Annotated in this window: 20 protein-coding genes; 7 read left to right on the top strand and 13 right to left on the bottom strand. The window is 72.8% G+C overall.

The annotated features are described in order from the left end of the window. Window positions 1-182: 182 nt before the first annotated feature. The 4 genes from ACWDD7_RS05670 to ACWDD7_RS05655 form a co-directional block, all read right to left on the bottom strand. Entirely contained in the window at window positions 183-1,394 is a 1,212-nt protein-coding gene (locus ACWDD7_RS05670; RefSeq protein WP_450456466.1) for a polysaccharide pyruvyl transferase family protein, read from the bottom strand. A 287-nt stretch (window positions 1,395-1,681) separates the two neighbouring features. Then, complete coding sequence (locus ACWDD7_RS05665; protein ID WP_450456556.1) at window positions 1,682-2,611, bottom strand: EamA family transporter; 930 nt, start codon at window positions 2,609-2,611, stop codon at window positions 1,682-1,684. A gap of 188 nt (window positions 2,612-2,799) precedes the next feature. Further along, window positions 2,800-3,921 (bottom strand): lipid II:glycine glycyltransferase FemX, encoded by a 1,122-nt coding sequence (locus ACWDD7_RS05660; protein ID WP_450456465.1) that lies wholly within the window; start codon window positions 3,919-3,921, stop codon window positions 2,800-2,802. A 68-nt stretch (window positions 3,922-3,989) separates the two neighbouring features. Beyond that, window positions 3,990-7,001, bottom strand: a complete 3,012-nt coding sequence (locus tag ACWDD7_RS05655; RefSeq protein ID WP_450456555.1) for an FAD-binding and (Fe-S)-binding domain-containing protein — start codon at window positions 6,999-7,001, stop codon at window positions 3,990-3,992. 209 nt (window positions 7,002-7,210) lie between these two features. Here ACWDD7_RS05655 and serC point away from each other — a divergent pair, with 209 nt between their 5' ends. After that, entirely contained in the window at window positions 7,211-8,329 is a 1,119-nt protein-coding gene (serC, locus tag ACWDD7_RS05650) for a phosphoserine transaminase (RefSeq protein ID WP_351880411.1), read from the top strand. A gap of 111 nt (window positions 8,330-8,440) precedes the next feature. Here the strand turns inward: serC and ACWDD7_RS05645 are convergent, their stop codons facing one another. Next, on the bottom strand, window positions 8,441-9,409 hold the full coding sequence (locus ACWDD7_RS05645; protein ID WP_450456464.1) for a WD40 repeat domain-containing protein: 969 nt from the start codon (window positions 9,407-9,409) through the stop codon (window positions 8,441-8,443). Between the two features lie 112 nt (window positions 9,410-9,521). On the opposite strand from ACWDD7_RS05645, the gene ACWDD7_RS05640 reads away from it, so the two are divergent. Both ACWDD7_RS05640 and ACWDD7_RS05635 read left to right on the top strand, forming a co-directional pair. Continuing rightward, entirely contained in the window at window positions 9,522-10,205 is a 684-nt protein-coding gene (locus ACWDD7_RS05640) for a GDSL-type esterase/lipase family protein (protein ID WP_351866559.1), read from the top strand. A 124-nt stretch (window positions 10,206-10,329) separates the two neighbouring features. Then, on the top strand, window positions 10,330-11,322 hold the full coding sequence (locus tag ACWDD7_RS05635; protein WP_450456463.1) for an aldo/keto reductase: 993 nt from the start codon (window positions 10,330-10,332) through the stop codon (window positions 11,320-11,322). A gap of 159 nt (window positions 11,323-11,481) precedes the next feature. On the opposite strand, the gene thpR is transcribed toward ACWDD7_RS05635, so the two are convergent. After that, entirely contained in the window at window positions 11,482-12,054 is a 573-nt protein-coding gene (gene thpR, locus ACWDD7_RS05630; RefSeq protein WP_450456462.1) for an RNA 2',3'-cyclic phosphodiesterase, read from the bottom strand. 54 nt (window positions 12,055-12,108) lie between these two features. On the opposite strand from thpR, the gene ACWDD7_RS05625 reads away from it, so the two are divergent. Beyond that, the gene (locus ACWDD7_RS05625) at window positions 12,109-12,537 is read left to right on the top strand and encodes a GNAT family N-acetyltransferase (protein WP_450456461.1); all 429 of its coding nucleotides are present in this window, start codon (window positions 12,109-12,111) and stop codon (window positions 12,535-12,537) included. A gap of 25 nt (window positions 12,538-12,562) precedes the next feature. Here the strand turns inward: ACWDD7_RS05625 and ACWDD7_RS05620 are convergent, their stop codons facing one another. Together ACWDD7_RS05620 and ACWDD7_RS05615 are read right to left on the bottom strand one after the other, a co-directional pair. Then, window positions 12,563-13,906: an MFS transporter gene (locus ACWDD7_RS05620; protein ID WP_450456460.1), complete on the bottom strand. Its 1,344-nt coding sequence runs from the start codon at window positions 13,904-13,906 to the stop codon at window positions 12,563-12,565. A gap of 25 nt (window positions 13,907-13,931) precedes the next feature. After that, window positions 13,932-14,369 (bottom strand): MarR family winged helix-turn-helix transcriptional regulator, encoded by a 438-nt coding sequence (locus ACWDD7_RS05615; RefSeq protein ID WP_351866570.1) that lies wholly within the window; start codon window positions 14,367-14,369, stop codon window positions 13,932-13,934. A gap of 153 nt (window positions 14,370-14,522) precedes the next feature. Between ACWDD7_RS05615 and ACWDD7_RS05610 the strand changes: the two genes are divergently transcribed. Further along, window positions 14,523-14,705: a ribbon-helix-helix protein, CopG family gene (locus ACWDD7_RS05610; RefSeq protein ID WP_046422192.1), complete on the top strand. Its 183-nt coding sequence runs from the start codon at window positions 14,523-14,525 to the stop codon at window positions 14,703-14,705. 31 nt (window positions 14,706-14,736) lie between these two features. On the opposite strand, the gene ACWDD7_RS05605 is transcribed toward ACWDD7_RS05610, so the two are convergent. Then, complete coding sequence (locus tag ACWDD7_RS05605; protein WP_351866573.1) at window positions 14,737-16,185, bottom strand: NCS2 family permease; 1,449 nt, start codon at window positions 16,183-16,185, stop codon at window positions 14,737-14,739. 183 nt (window positions 16,186-16,368) lie between these two features. Here ACWDD7_RS05605 and ACWDD7_RS05600 point away from each other — a divergent pair, with 183 nt between their 5' ends. Next, a complete protein-coding gene (locus tag ACWDD7_RS05600; RefSeq protein ID WP_351866576.1) occupies window positions 16,369-16,641 on the top strand; it encodes a DUF2530 domain-containing protein in 273 nt (90 codons plus the stop codon). A gap of 79 nt (window positions 16,642-16,720) precedes the next feature. Continuing rightward, on the top strand, window positions 16,721-19,117 hold the full coding sequence (locus ACWDD7_RS05595) for an HAD-IC family P-type ATPase (RefSeq protein ID WP_450456459.1): 2,397 nt from the start codon (window positions 16,721-16,723) through the stop codon (window positions 19,115-19,117). A 7-nt stretch (window positions 19,118-19,124) separates the two neighbouring features. On the opposite strand, the gene ACWDD7_RS05590 is transcribed toward ACWDD7_RS05595, so the two are convergent. The 4 genes from ACWDD7_RS05590 to ACWDD7_RS05575 all read right to left on the bottom strand — a co-directional run bounded on the left by ACWDD7_RS05590 (window position 19,125) and on the right by ACWDD7_RS05575 (window position 25,352). Next, window positions 19,125-20,042, bottom strand: a complete 918-nt coding sequence (locus ACWDD7_RS05590; RefSeq protein ID WP_450456458.1) for a hypothetical protein — start codon at window positions 20,040-20,042, stop codon at window positions 19,125-19,127. A 117-nt stretch (window positions 20,043-20,159) separates the two neighbouring features. Then, a complete protein-coding gene (locus tag ACWDD7_RS05585; protein ID WP_450456457.1) occupies window positions 20,160-23,375 on the bottom strand; it encodes a sacsin N-terminal ATP-binding-like domain-containing protein in 3,216 nt (1,071 codons plus the stop codon). A gap of 586 nt (window positions 23,376-23,961) precedes the next feature. Continuing rightward, window positions 23,962-24,429, bottom strand: coding sequence for a GNAT family N-acetyltransferase (locus ACWDD7_RS05580; protein WP_450456554.1), 468 nt, complete (start codon window positions 24,427-24,429; stop codon window positions 23,962-23,964). After that, window positions 24,426-25,352 carry a DUF3027 domain-containing protein gene (locus ACWDD7_RS05575; protein ID WP_351866586.1) on the bottom strand — a complete coding sequence of 309 codons (927 nt, stop codon included), beginning with the start codon at window positions 25,350-25,352 and terminating at the stop codon, window positions 24,426-24,428. The genes ACWDD7_RS05580 and ACWDD7_RS05575 overlap by 4 nt, the downstream gene beginning before the upstream one ends. Window positions 25,353-25,367 lie beyond the last annotated feature (15 nt).

Below are 25,367 nucleotides of genomic sequence, written 5' to 3'. Positions count from 1 at the left end.
CCGGAGGCAGGCCCGGAGGGGACCGGAGGCAGGCCCGGAGGGGACCGGAGGCAGGCCCGGAGGGGACCGGAGGCAGGCCCGGAGGGGACCGGAGGCAGGCCCGGAGGGGACCGGAGGCGGGCCCGGAGGGGACCGGAGGCAGGCCCGGAGGGGACCGGAGGCAGGCCCGGAGGAAATCCGGGTCAGGCCAGGAGCGAGGCGAGAGTCTCCGTGAAGGAGCGCGCCGAGTAGTCGGCGTGCTCGCGGATCCGCTCGGCCACGGCGGCCGCACCCCCGCCCTCCACGAGCCGCACGATCCGCTCGGCCCGCCGCTCGTGCCCCTCGGGGGTGTCGGGGGCCGTGGGGAGGTAGAAGTCGCTCGCGTCGTACGCCATGTGCAGGACGTGCTTCTTCACGTCGCTGAGCGTCAGGTAGTCGTCGTCGGTCGTCGGCACGGGCTCGGGCGCCCCGACGCAGACCACCGGGGTGCCGGCGCCCCAGGCGTTGACGCACAGGTGGTAGGTGTCGGTGATGACGAGGCGATAGCGCGGCAGGGCGCCGAGCAGGTCGCCGACGGTGGGGTCGCCGGGCCGGGTGGGGAGGTGGCCGACCCGCGCCGGGACGTTCCCCTCGAACCACGGCAGCCACTCCAGGGGCGCGTCGAACCGCTCGGCGAGCCGTTGGCAGAAGCCGGGCAGCCACTCGGGGATGCTCGTGCGGGCGCCGAGGAACACCCCGATCGCGCCCCCGTCCGGGAGGTCCTGGGACCAGGGGGTGACCGGGAGGCGGTCGAGGTCGCCGGGGCGGTTCAGCAGGGCCGCGTCCGAGCCGAAGTGGTCGGTCGTACGGTCCCCGCGCAGATGCGCCAGCTTGGCCGCCGACAGCGGATCGCGCACCCAGACCCGGTGGCTGCGCGTCATCAGCCGCGTGAACAAGGGGCCGTACTCCTTGTCCTCGTAGTCGGACTGCGTGTTGTGCAGGATCGTGCCGCCGTAGCTGAGGGTGCGCTCGAACAGGTCGTCCGGCTGATCGGCGAGCATCAGCGTCCGGTTGAGCAGGGCCCGGGCGGCGCCCCGGTCCCCGGCGATCCCGTAGTCGAGGAGGCGGTTGGCGGCGTCCTGGGCGAGGTAGTGCCGGGTGTGCAGGAAGTCGCCCCAGAAGACGACGGCGTCGTACTCGTGGAGGCCGTCGACCCCGTCGATCAACGACCGGAACCGGAAGGGGAGTTCGGCACCGCGCACCCCCGCCCGCAACCCTCGCAGCGGCACGGTCTGCGGCAGGTGCAGGGTGTACCAGCTCGCCTCGACCCCGTCGCCCATCCGTCGCCGCATCGCCTCGAAGGCCAGGTCGACGGTCAGCATCCCGGTGTTGCGGTAGCCGATGTTGGGCGCGGTGATGACGGCGACACGTGCCATGCGTTCGTATTCCCCTGCCTGTAGCCGACGCCTCCGAGGACGCCACGAACCCCTCCCCGCCAACGTACACACCCGCCCCGGCCCCGACGCGGCCCGCCCTTGCGCATCCGGCCGGTCCGGCACCCCGCGCGGCCGGGCGGGAGAGGGGGAGGGCCGGCTGGGCGCGGTCGGCGTTCACCGGCGGAGGCCGGCGGCACGTGTCGGTGCGGGAGAGGACCCGTGGTGACCGACGGGCTCGTGGTGACCGGCCCGCTCCGGTCCGACGACCACGCGGCCCTCAGGTCCCTTCACGCCTCCGGAACCGGCGCCTTCGCCCGGCCCACCTGCGTACGCACCGCGCCGATGCTCGCCGCGATGACCAGGGCGATCGCGGCGGCCTCCGTGACGGAGAGGGACTGGCCGAGGATGAGGAAGCCGGCGGTGGCCGCGAGGGCCGGGTCGAGACTCATCAGGATGGCGAAGGTGGCGGCGGGGAGGTTGCGCAGGGCGAGGAGTTCGAGGGTGTAGGGCAGGACCGAGGAGAGGACGGCCACCGCCGCGCCGAGGCCGACCGTGGTGGGCACGATCAGGCGGCCGCCGGACGAGGCGATGCCCAGCGGGAGCACGAGCAGCGCCGCGACCGCCATGGCCAGCGCCAGCCCGTCCGCCTGCGGGAAGCGGCGGCCCGTACGAGCGCTGAAGACGATGTACGCCGCCCACATCGCGCCCGCGCCCAGGGCGAAGCCCACCCCCACGGGGTCCAGCCCGCTGAAGCCCCCGCCGCCGAGCAGGAACACGCCCCCGAGGGCGAGCGCCGCCCACACCGCGTTGACCAGACGGCGGGAGGAGACCACGGACAGGGCCAGCGGACCGAGCACTTCGAGGGTGACGGCGGGGCCGAGCGGGATGCGGGCCACCGCCTCGTAGAACAGGCTGTTCATGCCGCCCAGGGCGAAACCGAAGGCGATCACCGTGCCCCAGTCGGCGCGCGAGTAACCGCGCAGCCGGGGGCGGCAGAACAGCAGGAGGATCACCGCCGCGGCGACCAGCCTGAGCGTCACCACGCCCAGCGCGCCGGCCCTCGGCATCAGCGTCACCGCGAGGGCGCCGCCGAACTGCACCGACACCCCGCCGGCCAGCACCAGCCCGACCGGTCCGAGCGAGCCGGAACGGCCCGGAGCGCGCGGGGACACGGGCGTCGTCGCGGACGGCCCGGAGGTGGCGCTGGGGGTTTTGATGGTGCTCACGGCGGTCCCGGTGTTCGGCTCGGATCGTGTACAGCTCCCTGTACCGCGGAGTCCAGGATAGGAGACTCTGTCAGGAGTGTGAACCGCGTTAGGGTCTGTCCTGGATGGTGAGATGCCCCTTTCCGGATACCGGGCCGCCCCCCCTTTTTTCCGCCCCCACCCCCCCGGGCGGCGATTCCTCAGCGGCGCGCCATGTACACATCGAGCGCCTTGTGCAGCAGGCGGTTCAGCGGGAAGTCCCACTCGCCCACGTACTCCACCGCCCCGCCGCCCGCGCCCACCTTGAAGCGCAGCAGGCCGAGGAGGTGGTTGGACTCCTCCAGGGTGTCGGTGATGCCCCGGAAGTCGTAGACGTGGGCGCCCAGCTCATGGGCGTCGCACATCATGCGCCACTGCATCGCGTTGTTGGGCTGCACCTCCCGCCTGCGGCTGGTGGAGGCGCCGTACGAGTACCAGACATGCCCGCCCACGATCAGCATCGTGGCCGCGGCGAGCACCTCTCCGTCGTGCTGCGCGAGGTACAGCCGCATCCGGTCGGGGTCCTCGGCGGTGAGCGCCGTCCACATCCGCTGGAAGTACGCCGGCGGGCGCGGGATGAAACGGTCCCGCTCCGCCGTCTCCGCGTACAGCCCGTAGAAGGCCGGCAGGTCCTCGTAGCCTCCCCGTACGACCTTCACCCCCGCCTTCTCGGCCTTCTTGATGTTGCGCCGCCACTGTTGGTTGAGCCCGCGGTGGATGTCCTCCAACGACCGCCCGGCGTACGGCACCTGGCAGACGTACCGGGGCTGTCCGGCGGCGAAGCCGTCCTCGGCGCCGGGCTCGGTCTGCCGCCAGCCCATGCCGCGCAGCCGGTCGGCGAGCGCGAGCGCCCCCGGCTCCTCGGAGGTCGGCGGCGCGTCCCGCAGCCGGTGCGCGTCCGGGTCGGCGATGGCCGCCTTGACCGCCTCGGGGCTCCACCGCCGCACGACGACGGGCGGGCCCATCTTCACCGAGAAGGCGCCCAGCCGCTTGAGGTGGGCCAGCATCGGGTCCAGCCAGCGCTCCAGGTCGGGCGCTTCCCAGTCGATGACCGGGCCCTCCGGCAGGTACGCCAGATACCGCTTCACCTTGGGCAGCGGTCTGAGCAGCACCAGCCCCACCCCGACGAGCCGCCCGTCCGCCTCGAACCATCCCAGGCTCTCCGCCCGCCAGTCCGGCTTCACATCCCCCCAGGACGGCAGCTGGAGGTGGCTGGCCGAGGGACGGGCCGCCACGAAGGCGAGATGTTCGGCCCGGGTGACCGGTCGGACGGTGAGGCTCACAGGCGTGGCTCCTTCACGGTTCGCTGATCACCTCACCCTATGGAAACAGCCCGTCAGGTGCCGGGTCGTCAGCTCCCCTGCCCCGTGTCCCCGTCCGGCGTCCTCGCCTTCTCCGCCGTCTCCAGCGCCTCGGCCAGCACCTCCGCCAGGTGGCGTCCGCGGGTCCCGGCCAGTTGCTCCAGCTGGGTGCGGCAGGAGAAGCCGTCGGCCAGGATCACCGTGTCCGGCGCCGCCTCGCGTATCGAGGGGAGGAGCTGGTCCTCCGCGCAGGCCCGGGAGACCTCGAAGTGCCCCTTCACGAAGCCGAAGTCGCCCGCCAGGCCGCAGCAGCCGCCGGAGAGGTCCCCGGTGAGGCCGGCGGACCCGCGCAGCCGGCGGTCCGGGGCGTCGCCGAGGACCGCGTGCTGGTGGCAGTGGGTCTGGCCGGCGACGGGACGGTCCACGGCGGGCGGGGTCCAGTGCGGGGCGTGCCGCTCCAGCGCCTCGGCGAAGGTGAGGACGGCGGAGGCGAGCCGGGCCGCGCGGGGGTCGTCGTGCAGCAGCTCCGGGAGGTCGGTGCGCAGCGCCGCCGCACAGCTCGGTTCCAGCACGACGACCGGGACGCCCGCGCGCAGCACCGGCTCCATCAGGTCCAGCGTGCGGCGCAGCACCGTGCGGGCGCGGTCGAGCTGGCCGGTGGACACGTACGTCAAGCCGCAGCAGACGCGGGTGGGGAGCAGCGGGGCACGCGTACGGGTGGCCGGGTGGGCGGCCTTCGCGCTCCGGCGTGGCGGCGCCGCCGGCGGGAGGGTCACCCGCAGGCCCGCGGACTCCAGGACGCGGACCGCCGCGCGGCCGACCGACGGGGAGAGGTGCTCGGTGAAGGTGTCCGGCCAGAGGACCACCAGGTCTCCGGTGGACCGGGCCCGCGCGGGCTTTCGACGCCGCCACCAGCCGGTGAAGGTTCTCGGGGCGAGCCGGGGAAGCCGCCGCTCGGGCGCGATCCCCCCGAGGCGTTTCGCGGCGGCCGCCAGGGGCGGGACGGAGGCGAGCGCGTTCAGCAGGGGAGCCGTACGCGTGCGGGCGATCCAGCGCAGCCACTCGGGCAGGCGGCCCATGCTGTGGTGGGCGGCGGGGAGGCGGCGACCGGCGTAGTGGTGGTGCAGGAACTCGGCCTTGTAGGTGGCCATGTCGACGCCGACCGGGCAGTCCGTGCGGCAGCCCTTGCAGGAGAGGCACAGGTCGAGGGCGTCGCGGACCTCGGGGGAACGCCAGCCGTCGGTGATCAGCTCCCCCGCCAGCATCTCGTGCAGCAGCCGGGCCCGGCCCCGGGTGGAGTGCTCCTCCTCGCCGGTCGCCCGGAAGGACGGGCACATCACGGCGGGGCCGGCCGCCGTGGTCGTACGGCACTTGGCCACGCCGACGCAGCGGCGGACGGCCGCGCGGAAGTCGCCGCCGTCGGCCGGGTAGCCGAAGGCCACGTCCACGGGCTCGCTCGGCAGCACCGCGAAGCGCAGGTTGCCGTCGAGCGGGGCGGGGCGGACCAGCATGCCGGGGTTGAGCAGGTCGTCGGGGTCCCAGACGGCCTTGGCGCGCTCGAAGAGCCGTACCGTCTCGGCGCCGTACATCCGCGGCAGCAGCTCCGCGCGGGCCTGGCCGTCGCCGTGCTCCCCGGACAGCGAGCCGCCGTGCGCCACCACCAGGTCGGCCAGCTCCTGCGAGAAACGCCGGAAGCGGCCGATGCCGGCCTCGGTGAGCAGGTCGAAGTCGATGCGGACGTGGATGCAGCCGTCGCCGAAGTGGCCGTACGGGGTGCCGCGCAGGCCGTGGGCGGACAGCAGGGCACGGAAGTCGCGCAGATAGGCGCCGAGCCGGGCGGGCGGCACCGCGCAGTCCTCCCAGCCGGGCCATGCCTCCGAGCCGTCCGGCATCCGCGTCGCCGTACCGCTCGCGTCCTCGCGGATGCGCCAGAGCGTGCGCTGGGCGGCGGGATCGGTGACCACGAGGGCGTCCACGACGTCGGCCGCGCGGACGATCTCCTCGGCACGGGCACGCGCCTCCGCCCCCGTGTGTCCGCCCGTCTCCACGAAGAGCCAGGCACCGCCCCCGGGCAGTCCCGCCCCCGGGGGCACCAGGTCGGCGGCCATGCCCTCCACCGTCAGCGGACCGTGCGGCAGGAGACCGGCGGCGGCCTCCGCGGCGGCGCTCTCGTCGCCGTACCCCAGCACCGCCAGTGCGCGGGCGCGCGGTGCCTCGACCAGGCGCACCACCGCCTCGGTGAGGATGCCGAGCGTGCCCTCGGAGCCGCAGAAGGAGCGGGCCACGTCGGCGCCCTTCTCGGGCAGCAGCGCGTCCAGCGCGTACCCGGAGATCCGGCGGGGCAGGTCCGGGAAGCCGGTGCGCAGCCGGGCCAGCTCGCCCTGTGCCAGCTCCCGCAGCCCCTCGGGCGCGCCGGCCCACCCCGGCCCGAGCCGCAGCGACCGGCCGCGCGCGGTGAGCACGTCCAGCTCCGCGATGTTGTCGGCGGTCGTCCCCCAGGCCACCGAATGGGAGCCGCAGGAGTTGTTGCCGATCATGCCGCCGAGGGTGCAGCGGCTGTGCGTGGACGGATCGGGGCCGAAGCGCAGGCCGTGCGGGGCGGCGGCGCGCTGGAGGCGGTCGAGGACCAGGCCGGGCTGCACGACCGCCGTGCGCGAGCCCGGGTCCAGTTCCAGGAGGCCGTTCATATGGCGCGTGAAATCCAGTACGACGCCTGTGCCGGTGGCCTGTCCGGCGATCGACGTACCCCCGCCGCGCGCAACGACGGGCACCCCGCGCGCCCGGCACACGTCGAGGACCGCCGCCACGTCCTCGGCGTCCCGCGGGGCGACCACTCCGGCGGGGACGCGCCGGTAGTTGGAGGCGTCCATGGTCATGAGCGCGCGGGCGGCGGTGTCGAAGCGGACCTCGCCGCGGAGGCACGCGCGCAGTTCCCTCTCAAGGCGCGAGAGATCCGAGCGATCCGAGCGATCCGCCTGTCGCGCCTGATCCGCGTGCCCCACCTGGTCCGCGCCCGCCCGACCCGTCCGCCCTGCCTGGCCCGACCGCTCTGTTGGGCCCATCCGGCCCATCCGGCCCATCCGATCCGTCATGCGCCCAGGATGCATCCGATCACCGACCGTCATCGCGAGTTATCCACAGCCTCGCCCTGATCGTCATACAACCTCACGCGGGATTGTCGTACGACACGACAAGTCCGTGTGCTGGCGTTCTTGTCTCATCCGACGGACACGGTTCCGTCCCGTTTCGCCCACCGGATACCCTGCGAGTCGTGGCCGACATCCAGATTCCCGCTGACATCAAGCCCGCCGACGGACGTTTCGGCGCGGGCCCCTCCAAGGTGCGGACCGAGGCGCTCGACGCCCTCGCCGCCACCGGAAGCTCCCTGCTCGGCACCTCCCACCGCCAGGCGCCCGTCAAGAACCTGGTCGGTAAGGTCCGCGAGGGGATCTCCGAGCTCTTCTCCCTGCCCGAGGGCTACGAGGTCGTCCTCGGCAACGGCGGCTCCACCGCCTTCTGGGACATCGCCACCCACGGACTGATCGAGAACAAGTCCCAGCACCTCAGCTTCGGCGAGTTCTCCTCCAAGTTCGCCAAGGCCGCGAAGCTCGCGCCCTGGCTGGCCGAACCGACGGTGATCTCCACCGACCCGGGCACCCACCCGGAGGCGCGGGCCGAGGCGGGCGTCGACGTGTACGCCTTCACCCACAACGAGACGTCCACCGGTGTCGCCATGCCCATCCAGCGGGTGGCCGGCGCCGACGAGGGTTCCCTCGTCCTGGTGGACGCGACCTCCGGCGCGGGCGGCCTGCCGGTCGACATCGCCGAGACCGACGTGTACTACTTCGCCCCGCAGAAGTCCTTCGCCTCCGACGGCGGCCTGTGGATCGGCGTCTTCTCCCCGGCCGCGATCGAGCGCGCGGAGCGGGTCCACGCGTCCGGCCGCCACATCCCGGAGTTCTTCTCGCTGCCCACGGCGATCGACAACTCCCGCAAGAACCAGACGTACAACACCCCGGCCCTCGCCACGCTCTTCCTGCTCAACCAGCAGCTGGAGTGGCTCAACGGCCAGGGTGGCCTGGACTTCGCGGTCCGGCGCACCGCCACGTCCGCGCGCACGCTGTACAACTGGGCGGAGGACGTCAAGTTCGCCAGCCCCTTCGTCACCGACCCGGCGAAGCGCTCGGCGGTCATCGGCACCATCGACTTCTCCGACGACATCGACGCCGCCGCCGTCGCCAAGATCCTGCGCGCCAACGGCATCGTCGACACGGAGCCCTACCGCAAGCTCGGCCGCAACCAGCTGCGCGTCGCCATGTTCCCGGCGATCGACCCGGCGGATGTCGAGGCCCTGACCAAGTGCATCGACTACGTCATCGAGAAGCTCTGACTCCTCGGGTACGGCGGTGAGGGGCGCCCGGCGGATGTGCCGGGCGCCCCTCGCCGTCCGGCGGACCCTGACCCGCCCCCGCAGGCGGGCGTCGCCCCCGCCCGCCCGGCGTCACCCGTCGCGCCGCCGCAGCCGCCCCACCCCGAGCAGCCCCGCCACCACGACGACGAGCGCCACCGCGCCCAGTGTGAGGTGCGACCCGCCGGTCACCGGGTTGTCCGGGGAGCCGGCGCCGGGGGACGGGGAGGACTTCGGGCTGTCCGGGGCGTCCTTCGCGACCACCGTGCTGTCGGCGCCCTCGCTGCTGTACAGCAGCTTCGTGCCGTCGGCCGAGTAGGTGACGCCCTCGCCCTGGCCCTGGAGGGGTACGTCGAGGGTGGAGATGCGCCGGGGGTGGGCGTTGTTCCAGGAGTAGGAGATGCCGCCGAGGTAGCCGCGGACGGCGAGGTGGTCGCCGTCGGGGGAGAAGGCGGCGTCGGTGGCCCAGAGGTCGATGGGGGCGATCGGCCTGAAGATGTTGGCGCCGGTGGTGGAGAGGGTGGCGGGGCCCTCGTAGAGGTGGCCGCCGTCCTCCTTCTTGTCGATGATGTAGACCCGGCCGGTCCTGGGGTGGACGAGCAGGGACTCGGCGTTGCGGGGGCCGTCGGAGTACTTCACGACGTACTGGGTGGCCGTGACCGCCTGGTCCCGGAGGACCTTCGGCTCCGGGAGGCGGTAGATCCACACGTAGGGCCAGCGGCCGTCGTAGTTGTCGCCGATGTCGCCGACGTAGATCTCGTCGTGGGGCCCGATCGAGATCGCCTCGATGTCGCGCGGGGTGCCCACGCCCCGCAGCGTCACCCGGGCCACCGTCTTGCCGGTCGCGCCGTCCACGGCGTAGATGTACGGGCCGTCGCCGCTGTCGTTGTGCGTCCAGTAGATGCCCGGGTGCAGGTGGGACGCGGCCAGACCGCTGGACTCCGTGATCCTCGGGTCCTTGATCGTGAATCCCTTGTCCCCGGCGTCCTCCGCGGCGGACGCGGGCAGCGCGCAGGCGCCCGCGAGCAGGACGGCGGCAAGGACGGCGAACGGTCGGCGCATCCCCCAAGCCTGCCATTCCCGCCGGGTGTTCACCCCTCCGGCCGCCGCGCCCGCACCTCCACGTGTCGGGCCTCACATCCCACCCGTGGCGCCGATCATCCATGATGATCGGATGCTCAGGTTCATGCCCGTGGGCGACTCCATGACGATCGGGAGCGCGGGCGAACACACATGGCGTTACCGTCTGTGGCAGCGCCTTCGCGGTACGTACGACCCCGCCGTCACGCTCGTCGGCCCGCGCGAGACGCTGTACGACAAGCAGACCGACGCACCGACGTCCGTCGCGTACGCCGACCCCGACTTCCCCCGCGCCCACCTCGCGGGCTGGGGCGAGGGCTGGCTGCACATGGCCCCGCTGATCGGCGACGCGATCCGCGCCTGCCGGCCGGACGTCCTGCTCGTCTCCCTCGGCCTCATCGACCTCGGCTTCTACACCAACGCCGAGCAGACCGCCGAGAACGTCCGCGCCTTCATCGCCGCCGCCCGCGCCGCCGACCCGCGCATCCGCATGGTCCTGCTGCCGGTGATCCCGAACGTCCGCGCCGAGTCCGACGCCCCCTTCGCCGACCAGGTCCGCCTCTTCAACGTCCTGCTCGCCAAGACGGTCGCCGACCTGGACGAGCCGCGCTCCCCCATCCTGCTGACCTCGCCACCCGCGTCGTACGACATCCACGTCGACACGTACGACGGCACCCACCCCAACGCGAGCGGCGAACACCGGATCGCGGAGGCGTTCGCGGGGGCGATGCGGGAGGCGTGGGGAATCGGACAGGCGTACGCGGCCGGAACGGTGTGACCGGACTCCGGCACGACGCCGACACGACCACCACTGCCCTCGGTCTCCTCGTCAGGACGGCCCGCTTCCCCCGCGACCGACCCGCCCTTGCCTTGAGCCCACTCCAAGCCGTTGGCTGGTGACCATGAAGTACACGCAGCTTGGACGTACGGGACTCAAGGTCAGCCGGCTGGTTCTCGGGACGATGAACTTCGGGCCGCAGACGGACGAAGCCGACAGCCACGCGATCATGGACGCCGCACTGGACGCAGGCATCAACTTCTTCGACACCGCGAATGTGTACGGGTGGGGGGAGAACAAGGGGCGGACCGAGTCGATCATCGGCAACTGGTTCGCCAAGGGCGGTGACCGCCGCGACAAGGTCGTCATCGCCACCAAGGTCTACGCCAACATGGCCGCCGACGGCGAGGCCTGGCCGAACCACGACAAGCTCTCGGCGCTGAACATCCGGCGCGCGGTGGACGCCAGCCTCAGGCGGCTGCGGACGGACCACATCGACCTCTACCAGTTCCACCACGTCGACCGGAACACCCCCTTCGACGAGATCTGGCAGGCCATCGACGTCCTCGTCCAGCAGGGCAAGATCCTCTACGCCGGCTCCTCCAACTTCCCCGGCTACAAGATCGCCCAGGCCAACGAGACCGCCGCCCGCCGCGGCGGCTCCTTCGGCCTCGTCAGCGAGCAGTGCCTGTACAACCTCGCCGAGCGCCGCGCCGAGATGGAGGTCATCCCGGCCACGCGGGAGTACGGCCTCGGCGTCATCCCCTGGTCCCCGCTGCACGGCGGGCTGCTCGGCGGTGTGATCAAGAAGAAGGTGCAGGGCGGACGCCGTGCCTCCGGGCGCGCCGCGGACACCCTCGCCGACCCGGCCGCCCGCGCGCGCATCCAGTCCTACGAGGACCTGCTCGACAAGCACGGCCTGGAACCCGGCGAGACGGCCCTGGCCTGGCTCCTCACCCGCCCCGGTGTCACCGGCCCGATCGTCGGCCCGCGCACGGCCGAGCAGCTCCGGTCGGCGCTGCGCGCCGTGGAGCTGGAACTGGGCGACGAGCTGCTGGCCGGCCTGGAAGAGATCTTCCCGGGCCCGGGTCCGTCCCCGGAGGCCTTCGCCTGGTGAGAGAGGCGCGGTGCCCAGGGGCGTGGGACCTCGGCCCCGCCCCTCGGGCACACGAACCGGCCGCTACCTGACGGCCGCCGCCACGGCAACAACCACCAACATGAGAACAAGCGCACCGGCCATGATCCGGTTCCGGGTTTTCGGGTCCACACATCGAGCCTAACCGGACGCCGCGCACACCCATCGCCCGACCGCCTCGTACCGCGGCCGCTCCCCCTGCACCCCCGACCTCGGCAGGTTGCTCCGCACCAGCGCCAGGTCGCTCACCCGCCAGCTCCGGCCCGCGAACTCGCGGAGCAGTTCCACGTACGGTCGTACGTCCACCGGCTCCCGGCCGCGCGCCAGCGTGAGGTGGGCCTGGTAGCGGCGGTGCTCCTCCATCCGCAGGCCCGCCTTCCGGCCCGCCGCCTCCGCCCGGCCCGCCAGCAGGCGCAGCGCGTCCACGTCGCCGGAGGCTCCGGTCCACAGCGCACGGCCGCGGCCGAACTGGCCGCCGCCGGACAGGGCCAGCTCGAAGGGGGCGGTGCGCTGGGCCGCACGGGCGAGGCGGGCCGACAGGTCGGGTACGACGTCGTCGGCCACCTCGCCGTAGAACGCGAGGGTGAAGTGCCAGCAGGGACGGCCCGTCCAGCGCAGCCAGTCGGCGCCCGGCAACCGCTTCAACCGATCGATTTCCAGGGCCAGTTCGGCGACGGCGTCCTCCGGCGGCAGCACTGCGGCGAAGAGTCTCATGTCCTCACGATCCCAGAGAGAACGGCGGGACGACGGGTGGGCGAGAGGACCGCCATGACGCTCACCGTCCGCGCGGGCGGCCCCGCGTCCGCACCCCTGATCCCCGCCATGCCGGACAGCTCCGCGGAGTGGCTGGTGGCCCAGGGCCGTACCCGGCAGTGGGGCACCGCGCCCTGGTCGGCGGACCCCAAGGCCGTGGAGTCGGTGCGGCGGTACGCGACCACGGGGACACCGTACTTCGCCGGGATGGACGGCGTACCGGCCGCCGCCCTCACCCTCGGCGACGCGCCCGGCGGCTGCCTCGCGCCCGCCGACGAGCCCGAGCGGTACCTCCGTCTGCCGGCCTCGGACCGCCCCTTCAAGGGGGCGGGGCGCCGGTGCCGCGCCGCTCGCCCTCGGAAGAACGGCTTCGTCCGCACCGAGGCGTTCACCCACGGTGCGGACGAATGGCCGGGACAGGTGCCGGCCCGGCGGGTGCTCTGACACCCCCGGCGACAGCCCGGGGCGCTCACGCCGCCGTCGCGAGTTCCTCCCGCTCCCTGGGCACGAACCGCAGGCGCGGCGCGCCCCCGTGCCAGCCCACCGACAGGCGCAGGCCGCCGACGCGGGCCAGGACCAGGCCGATGCCGGCGGCCGCGAGCGCGGAGACGACGCCGCCGAGGGCGAAGCCGACGCGGGCGCCGTAGGTGTCGGTGATCCAGCCGATGATCGGGGCTCCGAGGGGCGTGCCGCCCATGAAGACCATCATGAACAGGGACATCACCCGGCCGCGCATGGCCGGGTCGGTGGCCATCTGCACGGTGGTGTTCGCGGTCACGTTGACCGTGAGGCCGAAGATCCCGATCGGCACCATCAGCAGGGCGAACAGCCAGTACGAGGGGGCCAGCGAGGCCACGGTCTCCAGCGCACCGAAGGTGAGCGCCGCGAGGATCAGCAGCCGCATCCGGGCCGAGCCGCGGCGGGCGGCCAGCAGGGCGCCGCCGAGGGAGCCCAGGGCCATCAGGGTGTTGAGGAGGCTGTAGCCGCCGGCGCCCACGTGGAAGACGTTGCCGGCGAAGGCGGACAGCCACACCGGGAAGTTGAAGCCGAAGGTCCCGATGAAGCCGACGAGGACGACGGGCCAGATCAGTTCCGGACGCCCGGCGACGTAGTGCAAGCCCTCCCGCAGCTGGCCCTTGCCGCGCGGGGTGCGCTTGACCGGGTACAGCTCGCGGGCGCGCATCAGGAGCAGGCCGGTGATCGGCGCGGCGAAGGACAGGCCGTTGGCGAGGAACGCCCAGCCGGTGCCCACACCGGTGATCATGAGGCCGGCGACGGCGGGGCCGACGAGGCGCGCGGACTGGAAGTTCGCCGAGTTGAGGCTGACCGCGTTGTGCAGCTGGTCGGGTCCGACCATCTCGGAGACGAAGGACTGCCGGGCGGGGTTGTCGACCACCGTGGCGAGTCCGACGAAGAACGCGGCGAGGTAGACGTGCCAGACGAGGACGTGGCCCGAGAGGGTCAGCGCCGCGAGCGCGAGACCGCTGAGGGCCATCGCGGACTGGGTGACCAGCAGCGTCGGGCGCTTGGGCAGCCGGTCGACGAGGACACCGCCGTAGAGACCGAACAGGAGCATCGGCAGGAACTGGAGGGCCGTCGTGATGCCGACGGCCGCGGAGGATCCGGTGAGACTCAGGACGAGCCAGTCCTGGGCGATGCGCTGCATCCAGGTGCCCGTGTTGGAGACGACCTGGCCGATGAAGAAGAGGCGGTAGTTCCTGACCTTCAGCGAGCTGAACATCGAGGACGTGCGGGCGGGTGTGGTAGGGGCGGTCGGTGCGGGGGCGGAAGGTGTTCCGGATCCCGTACTCAAAGGGGTTCGCCTCCTTCAGGCTGCTTTACAGGTGTGCGAGCTTTTCCAGCACGGGGGCGGCGGCGCGCAGCTTGGCCCACTCGTCCTCGTCGAGGCCGTCGACGAGGCCCGCCAGGAACGCGTTGCGCTTGCGACGGCTCTCCTCGAGCATCGCCTCGGCCTGCTCGGTCTGGGTGACGACCTTCTGGCGCCGGTCCTCCGGGTGCGGTTCGAGACGGACCAGTTCCTTGGCTTCGAGCAGCGCGACGATGCGGGTCATCGAGGGCGGCTGCACGTGCTCCTTGCGGGCCAGCTCGCCCGGCGTGGCCGAGCCGCAGCGGGACAGGGTGCCGAGCACCGACATCTCGGTGGGGCTCAGCGACTCGTCCACCCGCTGGTGCTTGAGCCGACGGGACAGCCGCATCACGGCGGAGCGAAGGGAGTTCACGGCGGCAGCGTCGTCGCCATGGTTCAGGTCCGGCATGTCCTTAGAGTAACTCATTACTCTAACTAAAGACCACCGGGACGCGCCGCGGGGCCCGTGATGCCCGCCACTGAATCGTTCCATCACCCGTACGAGTGAGTGAATGCCGGAAAGCGACGCATACGCGGGGCGGCAGTGGCGACCCTCGTAGCCATGGGGACCACTGTGCTCAGCCTGCGGATAGACGGGGAGCTGCTCGAACGGCTCCGGCAGCACGCGGCGAAAAGAGGAATGAGCGTGCAGGACTATGTGGTCCGCACGCTCATTCGTGACGACTTCGACCAGCGGTTCCGGACCGCCGTCGAGGAGACGGAGAGGTTCTACGGCGTCACGTGAGACGCCGCGAAGGCCCGGAGAACCGGAGGGATCAGGTCAGGCCCAGGGCCGGCATCAGGTAGTAGAAGGCGAAGACCGCCGAGACGACGTACATCGCCGCCGGGATCTCCCGGAACCGGCCCGCGGCCAGGCGCAGGACCGTGAAGGTGATGAAGCCCATGCCGATGCCGTTGGTGATCGAGTAGGTGAACGGCATCATCAGCATGGTCACGAACGCCGGGATCGCGATCGTGTAGTCGGCCCAGTCGATCTCCTTGATGGAGTGCGACAGGATCAGGAAGCCGACCGCGACCAGCGCCGGGGTGGCCGCCTGGGACGGCACCATCGTGGCGATCGGGGTGAGGAACAGCGACACGGCGAACAGGGCGCCCGTGACGACGTTCGCGAGACCCGTGCGGGCGCCCTCGCCGACGCCGGCCGTGGACTCCACGAAGGCGGTGGTGGCCGAGGAGGAGCTGGCACCGCCGGCCGCGACCGCGAGGCCGTCCACGAACAGCACCCGGTTGATGCCCGGCATGTAGCCCTCGGCGTCGGTCAGCTTGGCCTCGTCGCTGATGCCCATGATCGTGCCCATCGCGTCGAAGAAGCACGACAGCAGGACCGTGAAGACGAAGAGGATGCCGGTCAGCACGCCGACCTTGGAGAAGCCGCCGAACAGACTGACCTGGCCGACCAGGCCGAAGTCCGGGGTGGCGACCGGGTTGCCCGGCCACTTCGGGACCGTCAGGCCCCAGGACGGGATCTTGGCGACCGCGTTGATGATCATCGCGAGGACGGTCATGCCCACGATGGAGACGAGGATGGCGCCCGGCACCTTGCGCACGATCAGCACGAAGGTGAGCAGCGTGCCCAGGATGAAGATCAGTACCGGCCAGCCGAGGAGGTGACCCCCGGTACCGAGCTGGACCGGAACGGTGGTCTGGGCGATGTCCGGGATACGGCTGACGAAGCCGGAGTCGACCAGGCCGATCAGCATGATGAACAGACCGATACCGATCGCGATCGCCTTGCGCAGACCGAACGGAACGGCGTTCATCACGCGCTCACGAAGCCCGGTGGCGACCAGCAGCATGACCACGAAACCGGCCAGGACCACCATGCCCATCGCGTCCGGCCAGGTCATCCGGGGCGCCAACTGGAGGGCGACGACCGAGTTCACGCCGAGACCGGCGGCCAGCGCGATCGGCACGTTGCCGATGACACCCATCAGCAGCGTGCTGAAGGCGGCCGTCAGGGCGGTCGCCGTCACCAACTGGGCGTTGTCCAGATGGTGACCGTGCATGTCCTTGGCGCTGCTCAGAATGATCGGGTTCAGCACAATGATGTACGCCATCGCGAAGAACGTGGCGAGACCGCCCCGGACCTCCCGCGCGGCGGTGCTGCCGCGCTCGGAGATCTTGAAGTAGCGGTCGAGGGCGCCGACGGACGCGCCGCCCGGCTTCTCGGGGGTGGGGACCTTGGCGGGCGCCGAGGTGGACATGCGGGACCTCATCACCAAAGGGTTCCCCCGAGCCCTGTTGGAGTTTCCTACGATTAGAAGCGGTCAAAGACAAACGGTTTCAGTATGAAGGTATGAGTACTAGATCGCTATCTCCGCGCGTAGACCCTGTCGGGTGCTGATCGCCTCGATGTCGGGTACTGATCGCCTCGTAAGCTGTCCGGCATGGCCAAGTGGATCCCCCAGCACGAGGCGCCCGAGCCCCTTGAGGGGCCCGTGGTCGCCACCATCACCGGCGGCACGATCGTCTGGTTCGTCCTGTTCCTCGTCCAGCTGCCCTTCTACGGCTGGTTCCACGACCACGGCCATCTGTGGTGGCTGTGGACCTGCCTGGCCGGCGGCGGCCTCGGACTGATCGGCGTCTGGTACGTGCGCAAGCGGGACGCGGCGATCAAGCGGGCGGCGCGGGAGCGGCCGGAATCCACCCCGGTGGAGTAGCCCCCGGGCCCGAACGGCCCCTCACCGTCGGCGGAAGGCCGGGTGGGCGGCCACGCAAAGGCCACGTAACGTCGGATACATGAGCCATATAGACGCCGGCGCCGAACTCGATCCGGTGCACCCGGTGGCCCTGCCCACCACCCGAGCGGCGGGGCTGACCGACGCCGAGGTCGCGGAGCGGCGGGCGCGTGGCCAGGTCAACGACGTACCCGTGCGCAGCAGCCGCTCGCTGGGGGAGATCGTCCGGGCGAACGTGTTCACCCGGTTCAACGCGATCATCGGCGTGCTGTGGGTGATCACCCTGTTCGTCGCGCCGATCCAGGACAGCCTGTTCGGCTTCGTGATCCTCGCCAACACCGGCATCGGCATCGTCCAGGAGTGGCGGGCGAAGCAGACCCTGGACTCGCTCGCGGTGATCGGGGAGGCCCGGCCGACCGTGCGCCGGGACGGCAGAGCCGTCGAGATCGGCACCGACGAGATCGTGCTCGACGACCTCATCGAGATCGGGCCGGGCGACAAGGTCGTCGTGGACGGGGTGTGCGCGGAGGCCGACGGGCTGGAGATCGACGAGTCGCTGCTCACCGGTGAGGCCGACCCGGTGGTCAAGCGGCCCGGGGACCGGGTGATGTCCGGCAGCTTCGTGGTCGCGGGCGGCGGCGCCTTCGCCGCGACCAAGGTCGGCCGGGAGGCGTACGCGGCCCGGCTCGCCGAGGAGGCCTCCCGCTTCACGCTCGTCCACTCCGAGCTGCGCACCGGCATCTCCACGATCCTCAAGTACGTCACCTGGATGATGGTCCCGGCCGCGATCGGCCTGGTCGTCACCCAGCTCGTGGTCAAGAACGACGACCTCAAGGGCGCGATCGCCCGCACCATCGGCGGCATCGTGCCGATGGTGCCGGAGGGCCTGGTGCTGCTCACCTCCGTGGCCTTCGCGATCGGCGTCATCCGGCTCGGCCGCAAGCAGTGCCTGGTGCAGGAGCTGCCCGCCATCGAGGGCCTCGCCCGCGTCGACACCGTCTGCCTGGACAAGACGGGCACGCTCACCGAAGGCGGCATGGACGTCACCGAGCTGCGCATGCTGAACGGCGCGCAGGAGCCGTACGTGCGCAAGGTGCTCGGCGCGCTCGGCGAGTCCGACCCGCGCCCCAACGCCTCCCTCCAGGCGATCATCGACGCCTACCCGGACAACGACGAGTGGCGCTGCGTCGAGTCGCTCCCCTTCTCCTCGGCGCGCAAGTACAGCGGGGCCGCGTTCAGCGAGGGCGACGGGGAGATCAGCACGTGGCTGCTGGGCGCCCCGGACGTGCTGCTCGCGGCCGACGACCCGGCGCTCGCCGAGACCGGGCGGCTCAACGAGCAGGGGCTGCGGGTGCTGCTGCTGGCGCGGGCCCGGCGGGACCTCGACGACGCCGCGCCGGCCGAGGGCGCCCGGCCCACCGCCCTGGTCGTCCTCGAACAGCGGCTGCGCCCGGACGCGGCCGACACCCTGCGCTACTTCGCCGAGCAGCGGGTGCAGGCCAAGGTCATCTCGGGCGACAACGCGGTCTCGGTGGGCGCGGTCGCGGCCAAGCTGGGCCTGGACGGTACGGCGACGGACGCGCGACGGCTGCCCGCGGACAGGGCCGCGATGGCACGCGCCCTGGACGCGGGCACCGTCTTCGGGCGGGTCACCCCGCAGCAGAAGCGGGACATGGTGGGCGCGCTCCAGTCGCGTGGGCACACGGTGGCGATGACCGGCGACGGGGTGAACGACGTACTGGCCCTGAAAGACGCCGACATCGGTGTCGCCATGGGCTCGGGCTCGGAGGCCACCCGGGCGGTGGCGCAGATCGTGCTCTTGAACAACAGCTTCGCGAGCCTGCCGTCGGTGGTCGGCGAGGGCCGCCGGGTGATCGGCAACATCACGCGGGTGGCGACGCTGTTCCTGGTGAAGACGGTCTACTCGGTGCTGCTGGCGGTGCTGGTGGTCTGCTGGCGGGTGGAGTACCCCTTCCTGCCCCGCCATCTGACCCTGCTGTCCACGCTCACCATCGGCGTCCCGGCCTTCTTCCTGGCCCTCGCGCCCAACCGGGAGCGGGCGAGACCGCACTTCGTGCACCAGGTGATGCGGTACTCGATCCCGGGCGGTGTGGTGGCCGGAGTGGCGACCTTCGCGACGTACCTGATCGCCCGGCACTCCTACACCGGGCCCGGTCGGCTGGAGGCGGAGACCAGCGCCGCGACGCTGACCCTGTTCCTGATCTCCATGTGGGTGCTGGCGATCATCGCCCGCCCCTACACCTGGTGGCGGGTGACCCTGGTGGCCGCGATGGCCGTGGCCTTCCTGCTGGTGCTCGTCGTACCGGCGTTGCAGGACTTCTTCGCACTGCGGCTGGAGGGCCTCGCCGTGCCGTGGACGGCGGTGGCCGTCTCGGTGACGGCGGCGGCCGCCCTGGAATTCCTGTGGAAGTGGGTCGACCGCCGCTTCCCCGGCTAGCGGGGGCTTACTTCACGTCGATGTAGTCAGCCGCGGCGGTGGTCGCCGGGGTGGTCGTGGTGCCCGCGAAGGTGTAGCGGAAGTAGCCGTCGACCGTGGCCGTGGTCGTGGTCTTCAGGCTGCCCGTGGAGCTGGTCTTGACGGTCTTCAGCGTGGTGTAGGTGCTGGAGCCCTTCTTGCGGAACTGGAGCTTGACCGACTGGTTGGCGTAGCCGTGGTACTTGCTGTCGTCCCAGTCGGCACGGGCCAGCTTGCCGGTGACGGTGATGGTCTTGCCCTTCTTCACCGGCTCCGGGGCGGCGTCGGTGTTCAGCGTGGCGTAGCGCTGGAGCTTGAAGGCGTTGGTCGGGTCCTTCACGGCCACGCCGATCTTGCTGAGGTCGGCCGGCTTGCTCGGGTCCTGGCCGTTGAAGGCGACGGCGAAGGCGGCGGCCTGCCAGGCCCCGGCGTCCTCGCTGAGCAGCGCGGCCGGGTCGACGAACACGGCGGACTTGCAGGTCGCCACCGTCGCGGAGGTGTCCGTGCAGGTCGCGGGGTCGCTGTCGAAGCCGTAGACCGAGTCGTCGAAGGAGTTCCCGCGGTACAGCTCGATGGCCGTGACGAAGTCCTTGGCGTGGATGTCGACCTCGGTGCCGTGGGTCAGCGTGAAGGAGACGGGCACGGTGACCGGCTTGGTGGTACCGACGACGATGTTCTTGCCGTTGTTCACCTTCACGGCGGAGAAGGTGGCGTTCAGCTGGTAGGGCGTGCCGGAGGCGGCGACGGAGGAGGTCGCACGGCCCGGGTGGTGGGCGGCGTGGGCGACCTTGCTCGCGGAGTTCTCCGCGGCCACCCGCTCCTGCCCGGCGGCGTGTGCCGCGGGCAGGGCGAGGGCGGAGATGGCCAGGGCGCCGGAGACGGCGGCCACGGTGGCACGAATACGCATGTGCGGTTCCCCTGCGTGCGTAGTGAATGGGGAGTCGGGTGACTCCTCAGGATCAGACGACGGACGCGGGGAAACGGTTGTGCGGGAGTTGAGGATTTTGTAAGAGCAATCTGAAGGTCAGTCGAACCAGCGGTCCCGCGCCAGTTCCTCCGTCCGGGACGGGTCCTCCAGCAGGGCCGCGACCTCGAAGCGGCGCGGCCACTGCGCCGCCGCCCAGGCGAGCCCCGCGGCGACGCCCTCCAGGGTGGCGGCGTGCAGCACGCCGTCGTCGGTCAGCCGCCAGTCGATCTCCACGCCGTCCACGACGAGTTCGTCGTGCTCGACGTACGTCTCGGGCGTGCGCGGGCCGAGGAGGACCCGCACCGAATCCGGTACGTCGTGCTCCGCGCCCTCGGAGTGCACCTCGCCGGTGACGGACTCGCTGAGCCGCCGCACCTGGAACAGTTCGGCCAACTCGGCCGCGCGGGAGGGCCGTACGGGCAGCAGGGGGGTGCCGGAGGTGAAGGGCAGCAGGTCCGGGGAGTCGACCACCACGGCGTCGGCGGCGTCCACCACCGTCACCCGCCCGTCGACCACGGCCCGCACGTCCTCCGGCAAGGTCACCTGTTGCGGGTCGAGGTCGGCCAACGCGGTGTAGAGGCCGTGCAGTTGGGCGCCGGTGACCCGGCGGTCCGGGTCGGCGAGGCGGTCCAGGAGTTCGGCGGCTCCGCCGGGCTCGTCCAGGAGGGCGCCGACCGAGGTCCGTACGCCGAGCGCCCGCAGCACCTGCTCGTCCTCGAACCCGGTGGCGTCGGCCTCGTCGTACAGGCCGCGCAACAGCGGATCGCCGCCGGCCGCGAGGAGGCCCGCGGGGCGCCGGCCGTCCAGCACCGGGTGCCCGCGCAGCCACCACGCGGTGTACGGGCGGACGACCTCGTGGGTGCCGTCGGGCAGCAGGACGCGCACCGGCTGGGTGAGGGCGTCGCGCAGCGGCGGCCGGGCGAGCAGGGCGAGGGCCTCGGGCCAGTGGTCGTCGTCCACGAGGTCGAGGTCGCGGACGGCCACGAGTTCGGTGGCGACCGGGGGCACGGGGCTGTCCGGGAAGCGGTCGAGGATGTCCTCGCTCCACACGTCCACGGCGTCCAGCAGCCCGGCGTCGTCCGGCTCGGCGAAATCGCCCTCGCGGGGCTCCAGTTCGTCCGGGTCGAGGACGACGTCGGTGGCGCGCACCAGCGCGAAGGTGGCGAGCACCCCGCAGGCGGTCAAGGGCTGTTCGCCCCACCTCTCGACCAACTCCTGGTCCACCGCAGCCAGTTCGTCTTCACGGATCACCCGGGCGAAGGGGCTGCCGGGGAACACCAGCTCGCCCGCGGGCGCGAGTTCGCCGTCCTCGTCGGGCAGCGCGAGGGCGCCGAGCCAGGGCTCGTCACCGGGCTCCAGGCCCGCGTCCCGCACCAACCCGAGGACGGTGTCGGCGAGTTCCTCGGCGTCCAGGGCGTCCTCCTCCCAGCCGAGGGCGCCGCCCTCGTCCAGGGAGGCGGCGACCGCGGCCCGCACCTGGGGAGTGGTGAGCACCGCGCGCGGGGTGGCGGGCAGCGCGCCCAGCTTCTCCAGCAGCGGATGGACGGCGTCCTCGTGCGCGACCTTCAGGCCGAGCCGGCCGAGCACGTCCGCGTCGATGCGGGCGCCGTCGGGGGTGGGCAGCAGCACCTGGCGGGGACCGATGGTGGTCCGTCCTCCTCCGGTGCCCAAAGCCCGGGAGGTGCCCCCGGCAAGCGGCACGGGCAGCCCGGACAGCCGGTCCACGTCCACCCCGGCGAGGCTGTCGTAGAGCCGCCACCACCAGCCGGGCTCCTTCTCCAGGCCCGCGAGCCGGTCGATGGCGTCGGCGAGCGGGAGCCGGGCGACGCCGAGGGCGCGCAGCTCGGCGCGGCGCTCCAGACCGGCGGGCAGCAGGGTGGGCAGTACCTCGGCGAGCACCCGCACGGTGTCCGCGCCCGCGCCCTCCACGATCTCCGCGTCCCTCGGCCGGACGGCCTCCGGCAGCTCGTCCTCGCCGCCCTCGCCGGGCAGGGCGGGCGGCAGGAAGGCGGTACGCGGCAGCCGTTCGAGCAGGGCCTGGCGCAGCGCGCCGTCCAGCTCGCCCTTGCCCAGCGGCCCTGGCACGAGGTCGACGGCGGCCTCCGTCACCGGGCGCCAGCCGGCGAGCAGTTCGGCGTACGCGTCGGCCGCGCGCTGCACCAGGAAGTCGGTGAGCGGTCCTGGGACGGTGTGCCGACGGGTGGTGTCGAGGGGGAAGGAGGCGATGAGGAGGGCCGGGACGCCGAGGGGTTCCTCGCTGGGGGTGGGGGCGTGCACGACGGGGGCGGTGCGGGGGCGCAGGGGACGCCCGTTCTCGTCCTCCGGCACGGCCCACGTCACGGACCAGTGGGGCCGCAGCCGCTCCTCCACCGGCCGGTCGGCGAGCAGCTCCTGGGCGAGCGGCCCGTACGCGGAGGCGGTACGCCACCGGGTGGTGCCCTCCCGCGAGTCCTCCACGACGGTGACGGCGCCCTCGGTGCGCCGGCGCAGGATGCGGGGCGCGGCGTCGCCGACCTCGATGACGACCTCCTCCAGACCGGGGAGGGTGAGCAGGAGCGCGTCGTCCACGGCGTCGAGCAGCCGCTCGGCGAGGTCGGCGGCGGCCGCGTCGCGCAGGGGCAGGATGACGGCGGTGTCGTACGGGTCGGGGGCGGTGCCCTCGGCGGCGAAGGGCAGCCGGAGCAGCGGGACATGGCCTTCGCGGCGCCGGATCTCGTCGCCGAGACCGGGGCTGTGCCGGGCGGTGTCGGCGGCCAGCTCGCGCGCCTCGGCGAGGGACCAGCGGACGCCGCCGTGCCGGCCGACGAGGGCGGGCTCGTCCGTGACGGAGAGCACGGCGGCGAAACCGACGCCGAAGCGGCCGACGGCGGCGCCCGTGGAGCCGGCGTCGCGCTTGGCGGATGCGCGCAGGGTGGACAGCGACTCGACGCCGGTGGCGTCCAGGGGGGCGCCGGTGTTGGCGGCGACCAGGACGCCGTCGCGGAGGGTGACACGGAGCCGGCCCGGGACGTGGGCGCGGGCGGCGGCGTCGGCGGCGTTCTGCGCCAGCTCGATCACCAGGCGGTCCCGGTAGCCGCCCAGCACGAGGTCCTCCTCGGCGTTGGCGTCCTCACGGAACCTCGCGGGGCTGGTGGCCCAGGCGTCGAGAACACCGCGACGCAGCCGGGCCGTCCCGAAGGGATCGGCACCCTCGGCCGCCGGCCGCACGTACTTGCTGCTCACGTTCACACTCCTCGTCGACGTGAGGAAGAAGGTACAGCGCGGGGACGACATCGCCGTTTCTCGCCCACCCGCCCGCACCCTTCGGCCGGCCGCGGGGTGCGCGGAGCCGGACCCTTCGAGCGGTCCGCTCCGGCGCGGCACAGCAGCGAGCGGACCACCCGCAGGAGCGGGGCCCCGGCCGGCACCGCCCCAACGGTCGGCGCCAACCCCCGCCGGCAAGGGCGCGATCGCGCCTCACCGGCACGCCGGGGCTTCGCGGGGACAGTGGAAGGCGCGCACCGGGCGAGAAGCGGACCGCCGTCGGAAGGGCAGGTCGCGCCGGGTGGGCGACGCGCCGCCGACGGGACGGAAGGGCCCCGGTCGGACAGCGGCGTGCGCGACGGACTCGGCGGCAGGCACCGGCAGGCCCCGGCAGACGCGGAGGGTACGGCGGATGGACGGCAACGTGCCCCAGCGGACTCGGCGGCAGGCGCCGGTGGGCGCGGGCAGTGGGCCGGTCGGGCAGCGGTGGGTCCCGGCCGACTCGGCGCGCAGGGCGCGGCGGTCTGGTGGCGGCTCTCCGGGCCGGGGCCGGTCGGTGGAGGCGGCCGGGGTGCGGGGCCCCGGGTGCCCCGGGTGGGCGGCCCGGTGGCGACCCTCAGGTCAGGACGCGGCGGTAGACCTGCCGGGAGCCGCCCTCCGGGCCGGGAGCCGTGGGTTCGGCGGGGGTGAAGTCCAGGCGCTCGTAGAAGCCGCGGGCGCCGCTCGTCAGCGCGCCGGGGTGGTCGGGGCCGAAGGTGACGACCTCGACGGTGGCGGGGGGTCGTACGAACCGGTGCAGGGCCTCGGTCAGCAGGGCACGGCCCACGCCCCGGCCGCGGGAGCGTTCCGTGACGACCAGCCAGTGCACCTTGTGGAGCGGGGCGTTGCCGCCGAAGAGGAGGGCGCCCAGGAGGTTCCCGGACGCGCTCTCCGCCACCAGTGCCGTGGAGCGGGCGATGCCGCGTTCCACGGCGGAGGCGAAGCGGGGGTCGGCGACCATCGGACCGAACCAGTGCTCCACCTCGGCCGCGAGGGCGAGGAAGCCGGGGAGGTCCGGCTTCCGGGCGGGGCGGATCACGGTCAGGAGTGGCCCAGTTCCGCCGTCGCCTCGTCCGTCGTCTCCGGGACCGAGCCGGAGTCGCGGGCCGGGTGCAGCGGGAAGGGCTCGACACTGGTCTCGTCGACGACCGGCGGCGCCGGCTGCGGGGGCTTGGGCATGACCGCCGCCTCCGAGTGGCCGCCGCAGCCGTAGGCGAGCGAGACCACCCGGCCGTCCGCCGGGGCGAACTCGTTGGCGCACACGCCGAACGCCTGGCCCAGCGAGCCGCCGATGGGCGTCAGGAAGCCGCAGGTCAGACACGTGGCCGGGGCCGCCTGGGCCATCGGCGTCTTCGGGCCGAACGCCTCCTCCCAGCGGTCGGCCGCGCGGTGCAGGCCGTAGCGGGACAGAACCCGCGCCCTGCGCATGCCCAGTTCCTCGGCCACCGCGGCGATCGAACCGCGCGAGGGCACGGTCGGCTGCACGGCCGGCGCGCCCGGGCTCACGTCCGCGTCCTCGGCCTCCGCCAGCTCCGCCATCTCCTCGGACACCGCCGAGTCGGCGGGCGGCTGGTCCTCGCCGGTGTAGCCGGGCTCCAGGCGCAGGTCGTCCTGGTCGGTGGGGAGCAGATCGCCGGGGCCGAGGTCACCGGGGCGCAGCCGCTCGCTCCACGGCACCCACTCGGGGGCGAGGACGGCGTCGGGCCCGGGGAGCAGGACCACCTCGTCCAGCGTGACGAACTTGGCGCGGGAGGCGCGGGCCACGGTGACGGCCCAGCGCCAGCCCCGGTAGCCCAGTTCCTTGCACTCGAAGAAGTGCGTGACAACACGGTCGCCCTCGGAGACGAGGCCGGAGTGCTCGCCGACCACACCGGGCGCGGCCGCCTCCTCCGCGGCGGCACGGGCGAGGTCGACGGCCTCGGCGCACAGGCGGTCGGGGGTGCGGCTTCGCGTTGTCGCTGCGCTCACAGGTATCGCTTCTCT

Source organism: Streptomyces sp. NPDC001056, from assembly GCF_053598955.1.
The sequence above is the reverse complement of the archived record's forward strand: the minus strand, read 5'-3'. Positions and strand labels throughout refer to the sequence as shown.